The following is a 19545-nucleotide window of genomic DNA, read 5'->3' as shown; positions in this document are numbered from 1 at the left end:
TAACTAGCTTTAAATTTTACCAACAAGGTCCAAGCTAGGTGTCAATGTTTCAGCTCCTTCTTTCCATTTAGCTGGACAAACTTCACCTGGATGTTGACGAACATATTGTGCTGCACGGACTTTATCAATCAGAGTACTTGCATCACGTCCAATACCATCTGCGTTAATCTCCACAGCTTGAATAATACCATCAGGATCAATGATAAAAGTACCTCGCTGTGCAAGACCGTCTTCTCCAAGTACCTCAAAAGCTTGTGAGATAGCATGTGAAGGATCACCAATCATGGTGTAGGTAATTGTTCCAACAACATCTGAGTCATCGTGCCATGCTTTATGAACAAAGTGTGTGTCTGTCGAAACCGAATAAACTTCGACTCCCAACGATTTCAAAGTAGCGTATTGCTCTTGCAAATCACCTAATTCCGTTGGGCAGACAAATGAAAAGTCAGCAGGGTAAAAACAAAAAATTGCCCATTTTCCTTTGACATCTTGGTCTGTTACAGTGATAAACTCACCATTATGATAGGCTTGAGCTGTAAATGCAGCTATTTCTTTTCCAACTAGAGACATGATTTTGTCCTCCTTCTATCTAATTACCCTCATTATAATGAATAGATAGACATTTTTCAATTAATGCGCTTACTTTTCCGAACTTACTAACTTAGCTCTCATTTCTGTAGAACTAACGAGATGATTCTTACTTCTTGTAACTGCTTTTATCAAAATCACTAAAAGATACCTCTTGACGAACACACTATTTTACGATAGAATAATATTTGTTATGGCGGTATAGCCAAGTGGTAAGGCACGGCTCTGCAAAAGCTTGATCGTCGGTTCAAATCCGTCTACCGCCTTGATAAGACACCCTGCACTCCTTGGAGTGCTTTTTTATATTCAGTGTACTAAAAGACCAGCTGGAATCCCAGCTGGTCTTTTGTTAGACTTTGAAATCTACCAATTATTAGTTTGTTTCTTTTGTCAAGATATCAAGTGTTTCAATGAGGTTTTCTGCGTTGACCTCGATCGTATCACCTGTTGCTTTGATTTTCACTTCGACGATACCATCAGCTGCTTTCTTACCAACTGTCACACGGATTGGAAGTCCGATAAGGTCACTGTCTGAGAATTTTGAACCAACACGTTCATTACGATCATCAGTCAAGACATCATAGCCTTTAGCGACAAGGCTAGCTTCGATTTGCTCAGTAAGAGCTTGTGAAACGTCATCTTTGACATTGACTGTAATCAGGTGAACATCGTAAGGTGCCAATTCTTTAGGGAAATTGATCCCCCATGCGTAACGGAAGTCACCTTTTGGTGTCTTGTTAACAAAGATACGAGCATGTTGCTCAATAACAGCAGACAAGATACGGCTGACACCGATACCATAACATCCCATGACCATAGGAACTGAGCGACCATTTTCATCTAAAATGTTAGCTCCCATACTGTCTGAATAGCGTGTCCCTAGTTTAAAGATGTGTCCAATCTCGATACCGCGAGCAAACTTGAGGACACCTTGACCGTCTGGTGACACTTCACCCTCTTTAACTTCACGAATATCCACATATTCTGCTTTGAAGTCACGTTCTGGGTTAACGCCTGTCAAATGGAAGCCATCTTCGTTGGCACCGACAACAGCGTTAGCGACATCAGCCACCTTACGGTCAGCAATAATGCGAACATTTTCTGGAAGATTAACTGGACCTAGTGAGCCAAAGTTAGCTCCAAAGACTGTAAGAGCGTCTTCTTCTGTTGCAGGCTCAAGGAAGTCAGCTGCCAAGAAGTTTTTGAGTTTAACGTCGTTGACTTGGTCATTTCCGACAAGAAGTGCTACAACGGGCTCATTGTCAGCAATAAATAGCAAGGTTTTGATGGTTTGACTTTCGTCAACCTTCAAGAAAGCTGCCACATCGTCGATTGATTTACAATCAGGTGTTTCAACTTTAGTAATTTCTTCTTGGGCAACTACTTTTGTCGATGGTTTGTACTCGTTAGTTGCCATCTCAAGGTTGGCTGCATAGCTTGACTCACTTGAGTAGGCAATGGTATCTTCACCTGATACCAACCATGAGGTCAATTCTTTCTTAATTTCTTCCAAGGTTTCAGCTGGAATTTCATCCACTGAAGCAATTGATTTATCAAGAACCAACCAACGGTCAAGGTCTGTACGGTCTGGTGTGATTGCCATAAACTCTTGAGAGTCTTTTCCTCCCATAGCTCCACCGTCACCGATAATGCCTTTGAAATCAAGACCAGCACGCGTAAAGATAGCCTCGTAAGCCTTACGATAATCTTCGTAAGTCACGTCCAAATCGTCGTAATCCGTGTGGAAACTGTAAGCATCTTTCATGATGAACTCACGTGTACGAAGAAGTCCATTACGAGGACGTTTTTCATCACGGTATTTTGATTGGATTTGGTAAAGGCTGAGCGGTAATTGTTTGTATGATTTGACCGCATCACGCACCAACATAGTAAAGGTTTCCTCGTGAGTTGGGCCCAAGATAAAGTCAGACTTATCACGGTTTTTGAGCTTGTAAAGGTCTTCGCCGTATGTTTCGTAACGACCAGATTCACGCCAGAGGTCAGCTGTCAAAAGAGCCGGTGCTAGCATTTCAACGGCACCAATTTTGTCAAACTCTTGACGCATGATTTCTTTGAATTTTTCAATAGTACGGTTAGCAAGTGGCAAGTAAGCATAGATACCTGCTGAAACTTGGCGAACATAACCGGCACGCATCATAAGGGCATGGCTGATAACCTGAGCATCACTTGGCATTTCGCGAAGTGTTGGAATTAACATTTTAGATTGTTTCATAATGATAGAAAGAGTGGCTTAGACTCTTTTTCCTTTCTAGTTTTCTTTAGAAAAAGGCACGCATGATATCGTTCCAAGTGACCGCAATCATTAAGACTACCATCACGAGAACACCTGCCATTGTAATATAAGTTTCTGTTTCTTGCTTAAGTGGTTTGCGACGAATCGCTTCGATGATATTAATCACAATCTTACCACCATCCAAGGCTGGAATCGGAATGAGGTTAAAAATCCCTAGATTGATAGATAGCATCGCCATTAACCTGAGCACTGTTGGCAAACCTTGTGCCGCTGCTTGACTTGACATTTGGTACATGGCAACAGGACCACCTAGCTTATCAAGAGAGAAGCTTGCAATCAGATTTTTCAACGCTGTTAAGATAAGTAAGGCACCACTCCAAGAGTATTGGAGACCTCCTTGAATTTTATCCCAAAAACCTGTTTTCAAACCAGTTTCTACACCAATCACAAAACGTCCTTGTGATTTTTTCGGTGATACTTGGACCGTCTTGGTCTCATTGTTCTTGAATGATTTGATTGTCACATCGATGGTTTCGTTTGTCGTCAGATTCTTGGTTGCTTTATCGACTGCCGTGACAATATCTTCCCAGTTGGTCACTTTTACCCCTGAGACAGCCAACAGACGATCACCAGAGACAACACCGGCTTGTTGCATCGCTCCACCATCTGTAACACGAATGGTATTACTATCTGGATTAGGGGCCCCACCTTGCACAAACATCAAAGTGATAAAAACGACAACCCCTAGAATAAAGTTGTTCAACGGTCCTGCAAAGTTTGTGATTAGTCTTCCCCAAACCGAAGCATTCTGATATTGAACATCTAAGGGAGCTATACGGACCTCTGTACCGTCTTCTTCGACAATTGTTGCATCGTGGTCAACAGAATAAGTCTTGGTCTCATCAAGGACAAGACCAGTAATGGTCAACTTGTCTTCCAAATCATAGGCTGTCACATTCATAGGAAGGCTAGTCGCATCTACTTGTTTCTGAGACAGATTGATACGAGTCACTAGACCTTCTTTATTCAAAGTCAAGCTAGCAGGACTTCCTGTCTTGATTTCAGTCTCGTCATCTCCCCAACCAGCCATTCGAACATAGCCACCCAGAGGAAGTAATCGAATGGTATAAGCTGTACCGTCAGCACCGATATGAGCAAAAATCTTGGGTCCCATACCAATGGCAAACTCACGCACTAAAATACCTGATTTTTTGGCAAAATAGAAATGCCCAAATTCATGGACAACTACTAAAATCCCAAAAATAATAATAAAAGTCAAAATACCTAACATATAGACTCCTTAGAACAAACCAAAGAAGTGCATAATTGGAAAGACAAAGATCATGGAGTCGAAGCGATCCAAGATACCACCGTGTCCTGGAATGATTTTTCCTGAGTCTTTCACTCCAAAATGACGTTTAATAGCACTCTCTACCAAGTCACCAAACTGAGCAAAAACACTAAATAAAATAACAAGGAGAAGCATCACTAGAAAATGGTGAGGAGCATAGACAGACTTGTCGATGAGCATAAAGACAAAGGCAACAACTACTGCACAGAGGATTCCTCCTAAGCTTCCTTCAATGGTTTTATTTGGTGATACCGCAGGCAAAAGTTTACGACGTCCAAACTGACGTCCAATTAGGTAAGCACCCGTATCTGTCGCCCATACTACAAAGAGTGCTAGCAAAACTTTATCCAAGCCATCAATACGAGCATTGACCAAATTTTGGAAACCAAAGCCAACATAAAAGCTAGCTAAAACAGGATAAGCTGCATCTTCAATGGAATAACTATCACTGGAAATCACAGTTCCTGCAAATAAAAGAAAAGTCAACAGCCCAAAGCTAGTCAAACTGCCGTCAATAGGTAAAAAGGTAAAGTAATTTTGAACCGGTATAACTAGAACAAAAGCACTTAACATGGCTAAAACGCCTTCAAAAGAAAAGAATTCTAACCCTTTCATACGTAGCATTTCAGATACTGCAACCATGGCCAAAAAACCAACCAAGAGTTGGAAAGGTAGCCCTCCAATCAATAAGAAGGGGATAAAAATTGCTAAGGCAATCGCTCCCCAAATAACACGTTCTCTCATCATAACCCTTTCTAAACACCACCAAAACGACGATGACGCTGATTAAACTCTGCGATTGCTTCTTTCAAAGCCAATTCATCAAAATCAGGCCACATTTTATCAGTGAAGTACAATTCGCTATAAGCAATCTGCCAAGGCAAGAAATTGCTGGTACGTAGTTCACCACTTGTGCGAATAACAAGGTCTGGATCACGATAGAGGTAAGGAAGATGATTAGTCATCAAATGATTCGAAATCAAGTCTTCAGTAATATCTCCTGGATTGATCTTAGCATCAAGAACATCCTGTGCTATAGCCTTCATGGCTTCAGTAATCTCTGCTCGCCCACCATAGTTCAGAGCAAAGTTCAGCACCAAACCTGAATTGTGCTTTGTCGTTTCGAGCGCTCGCGTCATAGCATCGATGGTATCCTTTGGCAGACGAGAACTATCTCCAATCATCTGCACACGCACATTGTTTTTATGCAATTCTGGAACATACTTATCAAAAAACTCAACAGGTAGATTCATGATAAAAGCAACCTCATCTTCTGGACGAGACCAATTTTCCGTCGAAAAAGCATAGACGGTTAATACCTTGACACCAAGGTTAGAAGCTTCAATCGTCACTCGCTGAAGAGCATCCATCCCGGCTTTATGCCCCATCACACGAGGCTGCATGCGTTTTTTAGCCCAACGACCATTTCCATCCATAATAATTCCAATATGCTTTGGAACTTGATCCAAGTGAACTTCTTTTTGTTTTTGTGATTTAAAAAATGTAAACATAGCTATCCTTTTAAAAAGCGTACTACTGCTATTTTACCACAAATTGTTGCTTTTGGTTGATAATTTAATGCGCATATCTCAAACAAGCCCATCAAAAAGAATGTGTGATAGTAAAAACAGGAATTTGATTTTGCCAGCAAGTTATCATTTAAAACTGATAGAGTTTTTCCAACTCCGTCTTGTCATCGTTAACTGAAAAAATAAAAGAGGCTAGGACTTTTGTCCCAACCCTCTTTAAAAGTTTTCTTAGCCTTCTGTTTGTTCGTCAGTAACAACTTCAGAAGACTCCTCAATAATTTTTTCTGTCACATCGCTAGTTTCAGAAGCTACATCACTAACTACTTCTGTTTGAACTGTTGCTTTGGCAACCACACGTTTAAGTGCTGACAATTCAAATGTCAAAAAGACACCATCAACATCCAAAGTCATTTTTTTGTTATCCACATCGACTTCATCAATCAATCCATACAAGCCACCGATTGTCACAATTTCATCACCCTTTGCAAGTGAGTTTAATTGATTTTGACGTTCATTAGCTTTTTTTTTTTGATTGCGTTGTGTGAAAAACATCATTCCAGCAACAAAGATAATAAGAATGAGCATTGTTGGCATTATTTCTTCCTCCAAAAAATTAAGTTACCATCTACTATAGCAGAAAGCCTATTATATCGCAAGGTTAGACCATTGCTTGATAGGAAAATCAGTCTCGAGACGTAAAAAACTCCGAGGGCTAACCTTAGAGTTTCATCTTAGCTGATAAAATCTGTAATGTCTTCTTCTGGTAGGGATGAATCACAGACAACTTTAGCTGAGCCATTTTCAGCAACAAAGAGACCTGGTACAGTCGCAATGCCATAACGGCTACGGAATGCTTGAATATCTTCGATTTGACTAGCATCTTCACTGTTAATATAGGCAATCTTTGCGCCTGTAGCCTGAGCAACATTTGCTAATTTTGGTGCAAAACGTTGACAATACGGACAAGATGGGCGTCCAATAAAAAGAATGAATTTGCTTTCTGATGCAATACGCTCACGCGCTTCAGCTACTGTAATGGCTGTAAAGTGACTCACAGCTTGTTCAAATGATGACATAAAAAATCCTCGCTTTGCTTTTGATAGCCCTATCATATCGAAAAGAGCTTAAAAATACAATTTTCTACTACGATATCATCGACTGAGTTCTTGATACATCTCCGGTCGACGATCTCTAAACAGTCCCCAATCCAAACGTTCACGGGCACCCTTGTCCAAATCATAGGTAGTCAACAAAATTTCCTGCTGGTCTCGTCCTGCCAAGGCCTGTATCTCGCCGGTTTCATCCGTCATAAACGAAGAGCCATAAAAACGTAAACTAGAACTTTGGTTACCATTTTCAAGACAAGGCATCACTTCTTCCAATCCGATGCGATTAGCTGCAATGACAGGAATAATATTAGCAGCCGCATGCCCTTGCATGGTTCGCTGCCAATGCCCACAACTATCCGTATCTAAAATCGGTTCAGAGCCAATGGCCGTCGGATAAAGAATCACTTCTGCCCCTTTTAGGGCTAGACTGCGTGCTGTCTCAGGAAACCATTGATCCCAACAAATACCGATACCGATCTTACCATAGCGTGTTTCCCACACTTTAAATCCTGTATTTCCCGGTGTAAAATAAAACTTTTCCTGATAGTAATGATCGTCAGGAATATGGGTCTTACGATAAACTCCTAGAATCTCACCATCTGCATCAATAACGGCTACTGAATTGTAAAGTACATTGCCATCCTTTTCATAAAAACTAATAGGGAGTACAACCTGTAATTCAGCAGCTATTGGTTTAAAATGTTGAATCGCGAAATTGTCCTCTACCGACTGGGCATATTGATAATAATCGTATTGGCGTTCCTGACAAAAGTAAGGTCTTTCAAACAGCTCGGGCAAAAGGATAAGCTGAGCCCCTCTCAAAGCCCCTTCTCTGACCAAACGTTCTGCGGTTTGTAAATTGGTTTCCACATCCTGAGCACACTGCATTTGGATAGCGGCTACTGTAACATTTCTCATCTGTTCTCCTATCTCGGAATCTGCTGGGTAATGCAGTGAATATTACCCCCACCTAATAAAATATCTCTGGCTGAAATACCAATTACTTCACGCTCAGGATAGAGTTCACTCAATAGCTCCACTGCCAAGCTGTCATGAGGATCATCAAATTGAGGAACAACCACCGCTCCATTTGAAAGGTAATAGTTAACATAACTAGCTGCCAATCGCTCACCAGCATAACGTTCTTCCTCACCATCCTCATAGACATAACCAGGCAGATCCTCCTCCTCAACACACTGTATCTTTTGAGGAACCAAGAGCTTGTGTACCTTAAAAGGACGTCCCTTAGCATCTCTTTCTTTCTCCAGATAGGCAAGGTTAGCGGATGACATGACGTATTGCGGGTCGTTAGGGTTATCTGTCCAAGCTAAGACAAGCTCTCCTGGTCTGACAAAAGCTGCAACATTGTCCACATGCTCGTTGGTTTCATCTTGGTAAATGCCGTAGGGCAACCAAATAACCTTGTCCGCACCTAGGTAATCTAAAAGCCTTTGTTCAATTTCTTCCTTGCTAAACTGAGGATTGCGGCCTGCACTGAGTAAACAAGACTCAGTCACTAAAAGAGTCCCCTCGCCATCACTATGAATGGCTCCACCCTCTAATACAAACGGATGAGCATCATAGACCGGTAAATCCAAAACTTCTGCAAAACGACTCGCCACACGATCGTCATCTGCATAATCGGCATAAAGACCATCTACCTGACCACCCCAAGCATTAAAGGACCAATCAACTGCTAAACGGTTACCTTGATCATTAACTAAAACAGTTGGTCCTGTATCTCGAGCCCAAGCATCGTTAGTTGGAATCGCTAGATAAGTGACCAAATCTCCTAAGGCAGCTTTCGCTTCCCCGTGGTGTTCGTGAGTGACGAGTAGGTAGACTCTTTCACTTTTTGCAATCGCTGAAATAACCTCCACAAAGGCTTTTTGTCCTGCCTTGGCACCAAAGGGCCAGGAACCTGGTCTGGTTGGCCATACCATCAAACAGGCTTCGTGAGACTCCCATTCTGCAGGCATACGAAACCCCAATTCTTTTGGCGTTTTTATCATGATAGTCTCCCTTTGAAATCCTCGTAACCAAAAGCCTTGATTAGATGACAATCCCCAGCCTCGTCCATAAGATAAAGACTAGGAAGCCCGATTCCATTGAAAGTATTATTCTTAACAAAGGAATAGATTGCCATATCCTCAAAATAGAGCCTGTCTCCGATAAGCACTGGCTGCTCAAAAGAGTAATCCCCAATAACATCTCCTGTTAGACAAGTATTCGACGATAAACGGTAAGTAAAGGCTTTTTCCCCTGCATCAAATCCCTGACGAAGAGGAGGACGATAAGGCATCTCAAGCACATCAGGCATATGACAAGTTGCTGAAGTATCAAGCACTAGGGTTTCAATCCCATTTTCCACAATATCGAGAACTTGGGTTGCTAGATAGCCTGCGTTTAAGGCGACGGCTTCACCAGGTTCGATATAGACCTCAACCTGATAGGTTGCTTTGATACGTTTGATTTCAGAGATAAGTAGGTCAAGGTCATAATCCTCACGGGTAATATGATGCCCCCCTCCCATATTTAGCCACTTCATCTGGTGTAAATACTGACCAAACGAAGTTTCTACCGCTTTCAAGGTAGTCACAAGGTCATCAGCATTTTGCTCACAAAGGGTGTGAAAGTGCAAACCATCGATAAGATCCAAGAGATTTGGATTAAATTGTTCAGCAGTCACCCCAAAGCGTGAACCGTAGGCACAAGGATCATAGAGGGCGTGTTCTCCTTGAGTGGAGCACTCAGGATTGATACGCAGACCGATACTGACTCCTGCTGCCCTGCTTTTGTCGACATGATGGCGTAGCTGACGTTCCGAATTAAAAACGATATGGTCACAGGTTGCTAAAACAGCATCAATCTCACTGTCTTTGAAAGCTGGTGCAAACACGTGAACTTCTCCATCAAACTCCTCACGTCCCAATCTTGCCTCATAAAGACCACTTGCTGTAGTGCCTGACAAGTACTGACTAATCAAAGGGTAAGTCTTGTAAAGAGAATAGGCTTTTTGAGCTAGAAGCACCTTGCAACCAGCCGCTTTTTGAACACCTGCTAAGATCTCTAAATTTTGTCGCAGTTTGCCTTGGTCAATGACATAGGCAGGTGTTGGAATTTCTTCTAATCTCATTAGTTCACCACTTGTGGATTTTCAACCACAACCCAAGGTAAACCGTATTGATTTAGAGCATCCATAAATGGATCTGGATCCAATTCCTCTAAGTTGAAGACACCTGCTTTTTTCCATGTGCCATCCATGACCAACTTGGTTCCAATCATAGCTGGGACCCCTGTCGTGTAAGAAATAGCTTGTGAACCTACTTCTGCATAGCAGTCTTGGTGATCACAAACATTATAGATGTAGATTGTCTTTTCAACACCATCTTTCACACCTGTAAAGATACAGCCGATGTTGGTCTTACCAACGGTACGAGGCCCCAAAGAAGCTGGATCTGGTAAAAGAGCTTTTAAGAACTGAATCGGAACAATTTCTTGACCATTAAATGCGATAGTATCTGTCCGCAAGAGACCGACATTTTCCAAACACTTCATATGAGTCAGATACGATTGCCCAAAGGTCATGAAGAAACGAATACGTTTCACACCTGGAATGTGCTTTGCTAAAGACTCAATTTCTTCGTGGTGAAGCAGGTACATATCCTTTTGACCGACTTCTGGGAAATCGTACTCGCGCTTGATAGACATCGCTTCTACTTCTACCCACTTGCCATCTTCCCAATAAGAACCTGGAGCAGACACTTCACGTAGATTGATTTCAGGGTTAAAGTTAGTAGCAAAAGGATAACCATGATCACCACCATTACAGTCTAAAATATCAATGTAGTGGATCTCGTCAAAATAGTGTTTGAGAGCGTAAGCTGAAAAGACACTGGTTACACCTGGATCAAAACCAGAACCTAGAAGGGCAGTCAGACCTGCTTCCTTAAATTTTTCCTGATAAGCCCATTGCCAGGAGTAATCAAAGTAAGCTGTAAAACCCAACTCCTGACAACGTTTTTCATAAATTGAACGCCATTCAGGGTCTTCGGTATCCTCAGCCTCATAGTTAGCGGTGTCGATATAATCAACTCCTGTTGCCAAACAAGCATCCATGATGGTCAAATCTTGATAAGGCAAAGCCACATTGAGCACTGCTTTTGGTTTGTAGCTCTCAATCAAGGCAATGACTTCCTCAACCTTGTCTGCATCAAGGGTAGCTGTTTCAATCTTAGTCGCTGTTTTTCCGTCTAACTTTGCTTTCAAGTCATCACATTTTGACTTGGTACGACTAGCAATCATTACCTCTTTAAAAGTCCCGCTATCTTGACAAATTTTTGAAATAGCAACTTGGGCAACGCCCCCACATCCAATAACTAATAAACGACTCATTTTTTGTCTTCCTCCTCTTCTAAAATCACTTCGACATACTTAGGTAGCATAAAGGCTCCCACATGTAAATTAGCAGTGTAATACTCCGTTACTAATTGGCGCTCCTTCCAGCGTTCTGGATTAAAATCGGCAATCGGATGGTATTTTTTTGACGCAAAGCCAAACAATCGATAACCAGAAGCTCCTGTTGGAATATGCGCCTGATAGACACGACTAATCGGAAAAGACTGATAAGCCTTGCGGTGCATACTGCGACAGGCTGACTCATCCTCATCAAAGAAAGGACTGCCGTGCTGATAAACCATGATGCCATCCTCTTTGAGCGCTCGATAGGCATTTCCATAAAACTCTTTAGTAAAGAGCCCTTCTGTATGCCCAAATGGATCTGTTGCATCATTGATAATGAGGTCATATTCCTCTTCAATACTGCGTAAAAAACGCAGACCGTCCTGATTGTAAATCGTCACACGTTCATCATCCAAACCAGCTAGATACTCTGGGAAATAGTGACGACAAACATCAACCAAAACCTCATCAGGCTCTACGATATCAATCTGTTCAACTTCTGGATATTGAATCAAAGTGTGGGCGACACCCCCATCTCCCCCTCCTAAAATCAAGACACGTTTAGGATTAGGGTGGACTGCCATGGGAACATGTACAACCATCTCGTTGTAAACAAAGTCATCAGCATCTGAAAATAAAATCTTGCCATTCAAGGTCAAGACTTTCCCAAAACCTTGTGTCTCCAAGACAGCAATATCTTGAAAATCACTTCGTCCTGAGTAGAGCTGACGAGTGGTTCGAATGGATAATTTCACATCTGGTGTATGAACCTCTGAAAACCACATTTCCATTAGCTGTCCTCCTTAATGACATTGATCACACTAACCGTAGGGTCTTCCGTTCCCTGTAAGGAACAGCCCCTCTCTTTCGCAAAAATAATATCGTCAACCAAGGCTTTGGTAATTCGCTCACCTGGTGCCAGCAGAGGGATTCCTGGTGGATAGCACATGACAAACTCACCACAAATACGCCCAACGGTCTCTTGTAGAGGAAGGCTCTCACGCTGAGCATAAAAAGCTTTTTGAGGAGATAAGGCAACCTCAGGTTGAATATACTCACCAGAAAGAAGATCCTTCCCATCACGCGCGTAGAGCCGCTTAATATCAGCTAAAGCACCGACTAGTCGCTCAATATCTTGAAGACGATCCCCGATAGAGATATAGGCCAAGATATTTCCGATGTCTCCAAACTCGATTTGAATATCGTATTCATCACGCAGGAGATCGTAAACCTCAATCCCTGTCAGACCGATACCCTGTGTATAAATCGCTAGCTTAGTCACATCAAAGTCATAGACCTTTTGACCATCAATCAATTCCTTTGAAAAGGCATAGTAGCCCCCGATTGCATTGATTTCACGGCGAGCATACTCTGCCATCTCAATGACCTTCTCAAAGGATTCTTTACCTCTTAGAGCCAGGTTACGACGTGAAATATCTAAACTAGACAACAAAAGATAAGAAGCACTCGTCGATTGAGTCAGATTGATAATTTGTCGCACATACTCAGGATTCATAGCCTCACCAGTAAGAAGTAAAGAACTTTGGGTCAAACTCCCTCCTGACTTGTGCATAGAAACCGCAGCCATATCAGCCCCTGCCTGCATGGCTGACAAGGGTAGCTGATCTGAGAAAGTGAGGTGGGTACCGTGGGCTTCATCGACCAAAACTTTCATCTTGGCAGCATGAGCCATGTCAACAAGAGATTTTAGATCTGAACAAATCCCATAATAAGTGGGATTATTCACCAATATAGCCACTGCATCTGGATGCTCTGCCATTGCTTGGGCGACACGATCATTTTCTAAGCCAAGTGCAATACCAATCGGCTCTTGAACACTCATCTGAACATAGATAGGGACTGCTCCACAAAGAACCAAGGCATTGATAACACTTTTGTGAACGTTTCTTGGCAAAATAATCTTGTCCCCTGCCTTACAAGTGGCCAGAATCATGGTCTGAACTGATGAGGTTGTCCCTCCAATCATTAAAAAGGCATGGGATGCCCCAAAAGCAGCAGCAGCCAACTCTTCAGCCTCCCGTATGATAGAAATCGGATGCCCTAAATTATCCAAAGGCTTCATCGAATTCACATCGATACCGACACATTTTTCACCCAAAAGATCGACAAGTTCAGGATTTCCCCTCCCTCTCTTGTGACCTGGGACATCAAAAGGGACTACCCTTTTTTTTCGCAACTTCTCCAAACCCTCATAAATGGGAGCTCGGTGTTGATCTAAGTTTTTCAAGATACACTCCTTTTCTAATTAGAATGAGCTCATCTCTGAAAACAAAAAGAGCAGGTTTTCACCTGCTCCATAGCCTTTTTATCGACGTTTTTTATATTTTTCTATCTGAGTGTCTGGTGCCAGATGTTTCCTACTCTCAAGTGCAAATACATACGTACTTTATTGACCGTTTCACAAGATGACGTGTGCTTGACCACACTAATAATAACGCATTCAGTAAGTCCCTTGACCACTGAAATCAACTTATAAAATGTAGGCTTTTAACCCTATCAATAATGGGAAAAAGTTGGTCACTTCTCCCGCTTCGGCATTCGACCCACCTGTCCGTTGGCATAAAATTGGGTCTATATTTGCTAGAAACATCTCACGAATTCTTCTAAGCACATTAACTATATCATATTTTCAAACTATTGTAAAGATTTACATATTTTTCTCATTTTGTCACTCGGAAATCTCTTTTTCCAATACCATAGCTGAAAAAATCTTATTGACTTTAGTTGTTTTTAGATTTATACTTATATTCGTTAGCTTCCTAACAAATATAGCAAATAGGTACTTTTATGAGAGAAACAGGACGTTTAATCAAGCGAGCCAACCTTCAACTAGCTAGAGAATTAGACCAATTCGCCAAGGTTTTTGGACTCACTGGAACACAGATGTCTATTTTAGACTTTATTTTTCAAGCAACTGAGGAGACTTACTTACAACGTGATATCGAGCAAGAATTTCATATCCAACGCTCGACAGCCACAGGCATTTTGCAAGGCATGGAAAAAAAGGGGCTCATCAGTCGCCACATTTCCAGCCACGATGCTAGACAGCGCTCTATCCTCCTAACAAGTAAGGGATCCGAAATCGCTCTAAGCTGCCAAGATTTTTTTAGAGAACAAGAACGAAACTTTACACAGCGGTTCTCAGAAGAAGAACGCCGTATTTTTCAAAAAATATTAACTGAAATCACTCAAAAGGAGATTAAAGATGTCATCTGAAACAACTTCCAAAAAAACAATTGGAGCCATTATTGCCACCGCTCTACTAGCTTTCTGCGGAATCTTGTCTGAAACCTCTATGAATGTGACATTTTCACAACTCAGCTCAGTCTTCCACCTGGAGCTAGGAACCCTTCAATGGATAACAACAACCTACCTCTTGGCCGTCGCCGTGACCATTACGACCAGTGCCACACTCAAACAAAACTATAAAGAACGTCACCTTTTCTTCACGTCTGTCGCCTTTTTCATTGCAGGTAGTTTACTGGCTATTTCTAGCAATCATTTCGGTATTATGATTGCAGGGCGTGTCCTTCAAGGGATAGGGACGGGGATTTCGATGCCATTGATGTTTAACATCATTGCTGAGCGTATTCCTCATCAAAAAATGGGATTTTATATGGGAATGGGCGGCCTCATTATGGGCTTGGCACCAGCTTTTGGTCCGACCTATGGCGGCTTTATGATTGCGCACTTGGACTGGCAATGGATTTTTATCGCTATCCTGCCAATCGCACTTCTAGCTTTTTTAATCGGAGCTAGCTTTATTGAAAATAGTCCTCTTTCTCAAGAAAAACGTCCCTTCAATTGGCTTGATTTTATCTTACTTGCCCTCTCTCTTTCAAATATCATTCTAGCGATTTCAAGCTTGGAAGCTGGGCAATTAAACTGGACCTACGTGATTATTTTCGTTCTATCTCTGATAGCCTTTATCTGGCGCAGTTCTAAAGAAGAACAACCTTTCTTGGACATCAAACTCTTGGCTGATCCACTCGTTTTATTTGGTCTATTGCCATTTGCCATCTATCAATTTTCAAACTTATCAACAAACTTTGTCATTCCAAACTTTTTAACCATAGCTTTGGGGGTTGGCTCTTCTCTAGCCGGTTTCTCCCTTCTTCCTGGAACCTTGATTGGTACCTTGACCGAGCCTTTCTTTGGAAAACTCTACGATGACCGCGGTCCCAAACTATCACTCTATGCAGGAAATGCCATCTTCGCATTAGCTTTAATTGGCTTGAGTTTCTTCACATCAAGCCTTAACCTCTTACCAATTATCATCATCTACATCGTCTTTACCATTGGACGAAATATGGCTTTCAACAATACCATGGCTGCCGTCATGAAAGAAGTGCCGCGCGACAAGTCAGCAGACATCACTGCTATCTTCCAGATGGTTCAACAATTCGCAGGTGCTCTTGGAACCGCTCTTTCAGCCATCATCGTTGATAGTGCTGGCAATATCACACAAGGTAGCCAGTACGTCTTCTTCATGCTCCTGGCACTGGTCCTTGCTAACTTCCTCTTCTTTAAAATCATGTTTAGCCATTTTAAAGCTGACTAGTCCTTGGACAGATTAGTAACTCTAATTTGAGATTAGCAAATTGCCATTCCTAGCTATGACCTGAAATAACCTGAGGATAGACTGTATCGCTCTTATCTCCACATAAATCACATGAAAAGAGTTTGAGACTACTTTTGTCCCAAACTCTTTTCACTATTTTCAGACCCCAAAACAAGCTCAACACCAGAAAGGAGCTTCATCATGTACCAATTTGAAGAGATCATTTCTCCCAAATCCCCCTTTAACTTTGACATCATGCTAGAGGTCACCCAAATGTTCTACCCTACACAAGATAGCTTTCGAAAGATTAACGGAAGCCTTGTCTATGGGTATAATCTAGATGACCAACTGGTAATCATCTCACTCAAACCCCTCGAAGAAGAGAACTCCCTCCTACGTCTACGTTTCTTAAGCGAAAAAGAACTCACACAAGAACAGATAAAGCTCTTAAAAACAGCTGTCTATCGTCGCTTTAGTCTGGATATGGACCTAGATATATTTTATAATCTTATGGCAAATGATCCTGTCATGGAGCCTGTCCTGTCTTATTTGAACGGCTATCATCCTGTCTCTTTTTCATCTCTAGAAGAGACTGTCCTATGGGCTCTGATTTCTCAACGAACGCCTATGCCTCTAGCTCGAAAACAAAAGCACTCAGTCATGGAACTGGCTTCTCATCATCTACACATTAAGGATTTAGACTTTATCGGTTTTCCCTCCCTACAGCAACTGGTTGCTATCTCCCATGAAGACTGGATGACGACTATCGGTATAGAGAAAAAAGTGACTTACATCCAAAGTTTTATCCAAGCCATGTGTCAACGCCAAACAGACTTTTTTAGCGATGATTATGATCATCAATATCGTTTTTTAAAAGACTGTTACGGTATCGGGGATTGGACAGCTGAGTTTGCTATTGTGCGTTCTGGGGCCAACTTTAGCAAGGTTCCCTGGTCCGAAAAAGCCAATCGTGATACCTTCACCAAATACTATGGCCCAACTGCCTCTAGAGAGAATTTGGAAGCCCACTACGGCAACTATGCTGGGCTTTGGATTCACTATTTGAGGATTTATGACTATCTGACAAGGATTCACTAAGGTTATCCCTAGTCTTTCCTGTTTTCCATATTTCTAAGTCCCAAGGCCAATTTATTGTGGCATCTGGTAACTGTCATTTATAATAGTATCATAACCACATACTTTAAGGAGATTAACATGACAAAGAAACGTTTACTAGGATCCATCGTGGCACTTGCTGGGATAGCCGTAGGAGGCTATCTATTTGCTACTAGACCTAGCAACATTCCTCAGACACTTGTCAATGGCACCAACACCAATCCTGCCAGTTATACTGAAAAAGACTTTCTGAAACGATTGCAATCAGCCTATCCTCAGGTGGCTTCGCACTTGGATAAGGGCGACGAAAAAGAAACCTATGTTATCCCTGGATTAGAAAAAACACAAGCTATCATCCACTCCGGAAAGAAGGCTGGTCAGGGTGGAATCGCCACTGACATGGACCCTCAGGGGATGGCCATCATCGAAGATAAATACATCCTCATCTCTGCCTACAGTAAAAGCAAAAAATACAACTCTGTCCTTTGGTTATTGGATAAAAAAACAGGCAAATACCTTAAAACCATCGCCCTTGATGATATCGATCACGTCGGAGCCTTGACCTACGATGATGCAAACCATCGTCTCTGGGTCGCAACCGTCGATAAAGAAGGCGATGCTCAGATCGAAGCCCTGAACCTCTCTAGCATTGAAAACTATGACCTCAATAAAAGTAAGACCTTCTTACCCTTTGATGCCTCTACTGATTTGAATGGTGTTCGCTTAACGTCTTACCTAACCTACCACAAGGGAACCCTCTATGTCGGTTATTTCGATCAAAATAGCAATGGAACCTTGGCTGCCTTTCCTATGGATAATCAAGGTTTTCTGCAGGCATCAGATACCAGTAATGGGGCTGTCAACCCTTCTAAAACATGGTTGACCTATAATAAAATTCAAGGCATCAGCTTCTATGAAGATAAGATTTTGCTTTCGCAGTCTTATGGCTCTAAAAATTCCAAACTCCTTATTTTTGATAACAAACTAGACGATCCTAAGTTTGATCTAGACAAGGGAGATGCCATTACGAGCATGACCTTGCCACCTTACCTTGAACAAATTATCGGACACCAAGATAAGGTCTACCTACTCTTTGAATCTGCCTCCCATCTATATCGCCAAAAGAAAGGCATCCTCCACATGGATAGGGTTATCAAAATCAAAATTGAAGACCTCTATCACCATTAGGAGGGGACTTACCAGAACAATAGCCTGCCCCACTTCATAGCAAATATGCTATAATGAACCGTGATTACTTGAAAGGATTGATTTTTACATGACATCTCTCATTCACCACAAGCGAGTTGAGTTCACCGAACTCTTCTATGACTTGGTCTTTGTTTATGCGATTTCTAAGACAACAGGTCTCATCCACCATTTACATGATGGTGTTTTAAGTCCCTTAGCATTTATCACTTTTGTGACCTGCCTCATTGTACTGGTTAACACTTGGATGTTGCAGACAATGTTTACCAACCGCTACGGCAAAAACTCCCTCTTTAATATGCTAACCATGTTTGTAGACATGGGGTTACTCATGCTCTTGTCTAATATGTTTACTCTAAATTGGCAAAGTAACTTTTACTTCTTTGCTTGGGTACTGGGCATACTATCACTGAGCCTTCTCCTACAATATGTCGTACAGTATAGACAGTCAACCAAACCTGAGGACAAGGAGATGATCAAGGGATTCTTTTATATCCTAGGAACACGATCTGGTGGCGTTTTTCTAAGTACTCTTTTACCTTATGATATCGCCATCTGGGTTTATTTTGCTACGATAGCTATCTCATTTGTCATGCCGCTCTTTTTCAGCAAGTCAATGAACCGAGTCCCCATTAATTTTCCTCACTTGGTCGAACGTATCTCTCTTTTGGTCATCATTACTTTCGGAGAAATGATTATGGGAGTGGCTAACTTCTTCACGCCAGAAACTATCAGCATCAATTCAGTCTGCTACCTTATCATGGTCGTTTCTCTTTTCATCTTTTACTTTGGAGAATTCGATCATGCCCTTGACGAGTCTAAGGAAACACTTGGAATGAGGCTTATTTATAGCCACTACTTGATTTTTACAGGCTTACTGATGATGACGGTCTCTATGACTTTCTTATCCGAACACGAAGTTAACCATCTCTTTGCTGTCAGCTTCCTGTATTCAGGTCTATTCCTCTTTTTAATAGCTGTGCTCCTAAACGGCAGCTACAACAAACCAGCTTATCAATGGACAAAAGATTACCTCCTACAGACAGCTACGCTTTTTGCCGTTGGACTGGTCGCAAGCCTTATTTTTGCCTCTTCTAACCACCTCGTTGTTTATATTACCACTGTCGTTATCTTCTTCATTTGGTTGACCTTTATCCGCTTCTATCTCAAGCAACATCGACTATCTAAAGATCCTCACGACATTCATCTTATTTGATTATCACATCCAATCATAACTGATAACAGCATCCCAAAAGTGAACTGCACCCCAAAAGTTAGACACAAAATCTAACGAATGGGGTGTTTTTTGATGAAATTAACGTATGAAGATAAATTAACAATATACGAGC

General features: G+C 41.8%; 18 protein-coding genes and 1 tRNA gene. 6 read left to right on the top strand and 13 right to left on the bottom strand.

Going from position 1 to position 19545, the window contains the following annotated elements; translation table 11 throughout:
* Positions 1-9 precede the first annotated feature (9 nt).
* Positions 10-570, bottom strand: coding sequence for an alkyl hydroperoxide reductase subunit C (gene ahpC / locus JOC31_RS05545; protein WP_205017168.1), 561 nt, complete (start codon positions 568-570; stop codon positions 10-12).
* A gap of 213 nt (positions 571-783) precedes the next feature.
* Between ahpC and JOC31_RS05540 the strand changes: the two genes are divergently transcribed.
* A tRNA-Cys gene (locus JOC31_RS05540) sits at positions 784-854 on the top strand.
* A gap of 107 nt (positions 855-961) precedes the next feature.
* Here the strand turns inward: JOC31_RS05540 and JOC31_RS05535 are convergent.
* The 12 genes from JOC31_RS05535 to JOC31_RS05480 form a co-directional block, all read right to left on the bottom strand.
* Positions 962-2821 (bottom strand): proline--tRNA ligase, encoded by a 1860-nt coding sequence (locus JOC31_RS05535; RefSeq protein WP_205017167.1) that lies wholly within the window; start codon positions 2819-2821, stop codon positions 962-964.
* Positions 2822-2867: 46 nt separating this feature from the next.
* Positions 2868-4133 (bottom strand): RIP metalloprotease RseP, encoded by a 1266-nt coding sequence (rseP, locus tag JOC31_RS05530; protein ID WP_205017166.1) that lies wholly within the window; start codon positions 4131-4133, stop codon positions 2868-2870.
* Between the two features lie 9 nt (positions 4134-4142).
* Positions 4143-4937: a phosphatidate cytidylyltransferase gene (locus JOC31_RS05525; RefSeq protein WP_205017190.1), complete on the bottom strand. Its 795-nt coding sequence runs from the start codon at positions 4935-4937 to the stop codon at positions 4143-4145.
* Positions 4938-4948: 11 nt separating this feature from the next.
* Positions 4949-5704, bottom strand: coding sequence for an isoprenyl transferase (locus JOC31_RS05520; protein WP_205017165.1), 756 nt, complete (start codon positions 5702-5704; stop codon positions 4949-4951).
* Positions 5705-5950: 246 nt separating this feature from the next.
* Entirely contained in the window at positions 5951-6319 is a 369-nt protein-coding gene (gene yajC, locus JOC31_RS05515) for a preprotein translocase subunit YajC (RefSeq protein ID WP_205017189.1), read from the bottom strand.
* A 134-nt stretch (positions 6320-6453) separates the two neighbouring features.
* Positions 6454-6798, bottom strand: a complete 345-nt coding sequence (locus JOC31_RS05510; protein WP_205017164.1) for a DUF6568 family protein — start codon at positions 6796-6798, stop codon at positions 6454-6456.
* 75 nt (positions 6799-6873) lie between these two features.
* Positions 6874-7749, bottom strand: coding sequence for an N-carbamoylputrescine amidase (aguB, locus tag JOC31_RS05505; protein ID WP_205017163.1), 876 nt, complete (start codon positions 7747-7749; stop codon positions 6874-6876).
* Positions 7750-7757: 8 nt separating this feature from the next.
* Complete coding sequence (aguA, locus tag JOC31_RS05500) at positions 7758-8843, bottom strand: agmatine deiminase (RefSeq protein WP_205017162.1); 1086 nt, start codon at positions 8841-8843, stop codon at positions 7758-7760.
* Positions 8840-9967, bottom strand: a complete 1128-nt coding sequence (gene nspC, locus JOC31_RS05495; RefSeq protein WP_205017161.1) for a carboxynorspermidine decarboxylase — start codon at positions 9965-9967, stop codon at positions 8840-8842. The genes aguA and nspC overlap by 4 nt, the downstream gene beginning before the upstream one ends.
* The gene (locus JOC31_RS05490) at positions 9967-11226 is read right to left on the bottom strand and encodes a saccharopine dehydrogenase family protein (protein WP_205017160.1); all 1260 of its coding nucleotides are present in this window, start codon (positions 11224-11226) and stop codon (positions 9967-9969) included. Before JOC31_RS05490 ends, nspC begins: the two co-directional genes overlap by 1 nt.
* Positions 11223-12083: a polyamine aminopropyltransferase gene (gene speE / locus JOC31_RS05485; protein ID WP_205017159.1), complete on the bottom strand. Its 861-nt coding sequence runs from the start codon at positions 12081-12083 to the stop codon at positions 11223-11225. The genes JOC31_RS05490 and speE overlap by 4 nt, the downstream gene beginning before the upstream one ends.
* Positions 12083-13540, bottom strand: a complete 1458-nt coding sequence (locus JOC31_RS05480) for an aminotransferase class I/II-fold pyridoxal phosphate-dependent enzyme (protein ID WP_205017158.1) — start codon at positions 13538-13540, stop codon at positions 12083-12085. Before JOC31_RS05480 ends, speE begins: the two co-directional genes overlap by 1 nt.
* Before the next feature lie 560 nt (positions 13541-14100).
* Between JOC31_RS05480 and JOC31_RS05475 the strand changes: the two genes are divergently transcribed.
* The 5 genes from JOC31_RS05475 to JOC31_RS05455 all read left to right on the top strand — a co-directional run bounded on the left by JOC31_RS05475 (position 14101) and on the right by JOC31_RS05455 (position 19412).
* Positions 14101-14529 carry a MarR family winged helix-turn-helix transcriptional regulator gene (locus JOC31_RS05475; RefSeq protein WP_205017157.1) on the top strand — a complete coding sequence of 143 codons (429 nt, stop codon included), beginning with the start codon at positions 14101-14103 and terminating at the stop codon, positions 14527-14529.
* Positions 14519-15874: an MFS transporter gene (locus JOC31_RS05470; protein WP_205017156.1), complete on the top strand. Its 1356-nt coding sequence runs from the start codon at positions 14519-14521 to the stop codon at positions 15872-15874. The genes JOC31_RS05475 and JOC31_RS05470 overlap by 11 nt, the downstream gene beginning before the upstream one ends.
* 201 nt (positions 15875-16075) lie before the next feature.
* Entirely contained in the window at positions 16076-16972 is an 897-nt protein-coding gene (locus JOC31_RS05465; RefSeq protein ID WP_205017155.1) for a DNA glycosylase family protein, read from the top strand.
* 117 nt (positions 16973-17089) lie between these two features.
* The gene (locus tag JOC31_RS05460; RefSeq protein WP_205017154.1) at positions 17090-18178 is read left to right on the top strand and encodes a YncE family protein; all 1089 of its coding nucleotides are present in this window, start codon (positions 17090-17092) and stop codon (positions 18176-18178) included.
* An 88-nt stretch (positions 18179-18266) separates the two neighbouring features.
* Positions 18267-19412, top strand: a complete 1146-nt coding sequence (locus JOC31_RS05455; RefSeq protein WP_205017153.1) for a low temperature requirement protein A — start codon at positions 18267-18269, stop codon at positions 19410-19412.
* The last annotated feature ends 133 nt before the right edge of the window (positions 19413-19545 follow it).

Source organism: Streptococcus saliviloxodontae (assembly GCF_016908655.1).
GTDB lineage: Bacteria > Bacillota > Bacilli > Lactobacillales > Streptococcaceae > Streptococcus > Streptococcus saliviloxodontae.
This window is presented reverse-complemented; position numbering and strand designations above follow the sequence as displayed.

Bases quoted from the DNA above. Each gene is read 5' to 3' on its own strand.
- ahpC (WP_205017168.1), bottom strand. From the start codon at position 570: ATGTCTCTAGTTGGAAAAGAAATAGCTGCATTTACAGCTCAAGCCTAT.
- JOC31_RS05535 (WP_205017167.1), bottom strand. From the start codon at position 2,821: ATGAAACAATCTAAAATGTTAATTCCAACACTTCGCGAAATGCCAAGT.
- rseP (WP_205017166.1), bottom strand. From the start codon at position 4,133: ATGTTAGGTATTTTGACTTTTATTATTATTTTTGGGATTTTAGTAGTT.
- JOC31_RS05525 (WP_205017190.1), bottom strand. From the start codon at position 4,937: ATGAGAGAACGTGTTATTTGGGGAGCGATTGCCTTAGCAATTTTTATC.
- JOC31_RS05520 (WP_205017165.1), bottom strand. From the start codon at position 5,704: ATGTTTACATTTTTTAAATCACAAAAACAAAAAGAAGTTCACTTGGAT.
- JOC31_RS05510 (WP_205017164.1), bottom strand. From the start codon at position 6,798: ATGTCATCATTTGAACAAGCTGTGAGTCACTTTACAGCCATTACAGTA.
- aguB (WP_205017163.1), bottom strand. From the start codon at position 7,749: ATGAGAAATGTTACAGTAGCCGCTATCCAAATGCAGTGTGCTCAGGAT.
- aguA (WP_205017162.1), bottom strand. From the start codon at position 8,843: ATGATAAAAACGCCAAAAGAATTGGGGTTTCGTATGCCTGCAGAATGG.
- nspC (WP_205017161.1), bottom strand. From the start codon at position 9,967: ATGAGATTAGAAGAAATTCCAACACCTGCCTATGTCATTGACCAAGGC.
- JOC31_RS05490 (WP_205017160.1), bottom strand. From the start codon at position 11,226: ATGAGTCGTTTATTAGTTATTGGATGTGGGGGCGTTGCCCAAGTTGCT.
- speE (WP_205017159.1), bottom strand. From the start codon at position 12,083: ATGGAAATGTGGTTTTCAGAGGTTCATACACCAGATGTGAAATTATCC.
- JOC31_RS05475 (WP_205017157.1), top strand. From the start codon at position 14,101: ATGAGAGAAACAGGACGTTTAATCAAGCGAGCCAACCTTCAACTAGCT.
- JOC31_RS05470 (WP_205017156.1), top strand. From the start codon at position 14,519: ATGTCATCTGAAACAACTTCCAAAAAAACAATTGGAGCCATTATTGCC.
- JOC31_RS05465 (WP_205017155.1), top strand. From the start codon at position 16,076: ATGTACCAATTTGAAGAGATCATTTCTCCCAAATCCCCCTTTAACTTT.
- JOC31_RS05460 (WP_205017154.1), top strand. From the start codon at position 17,090: ATGACAAAGAAACGTTTACTAGGATCCATCGTGGCACTTGCTGGGATA.
- JOC31_RS05455 (WP_205017153.1), top strand. From the start codon at position 18,267: ATGACATCTCTCATTCACCACAAGCGAGTTGAGTTCACCGAACTCTTC.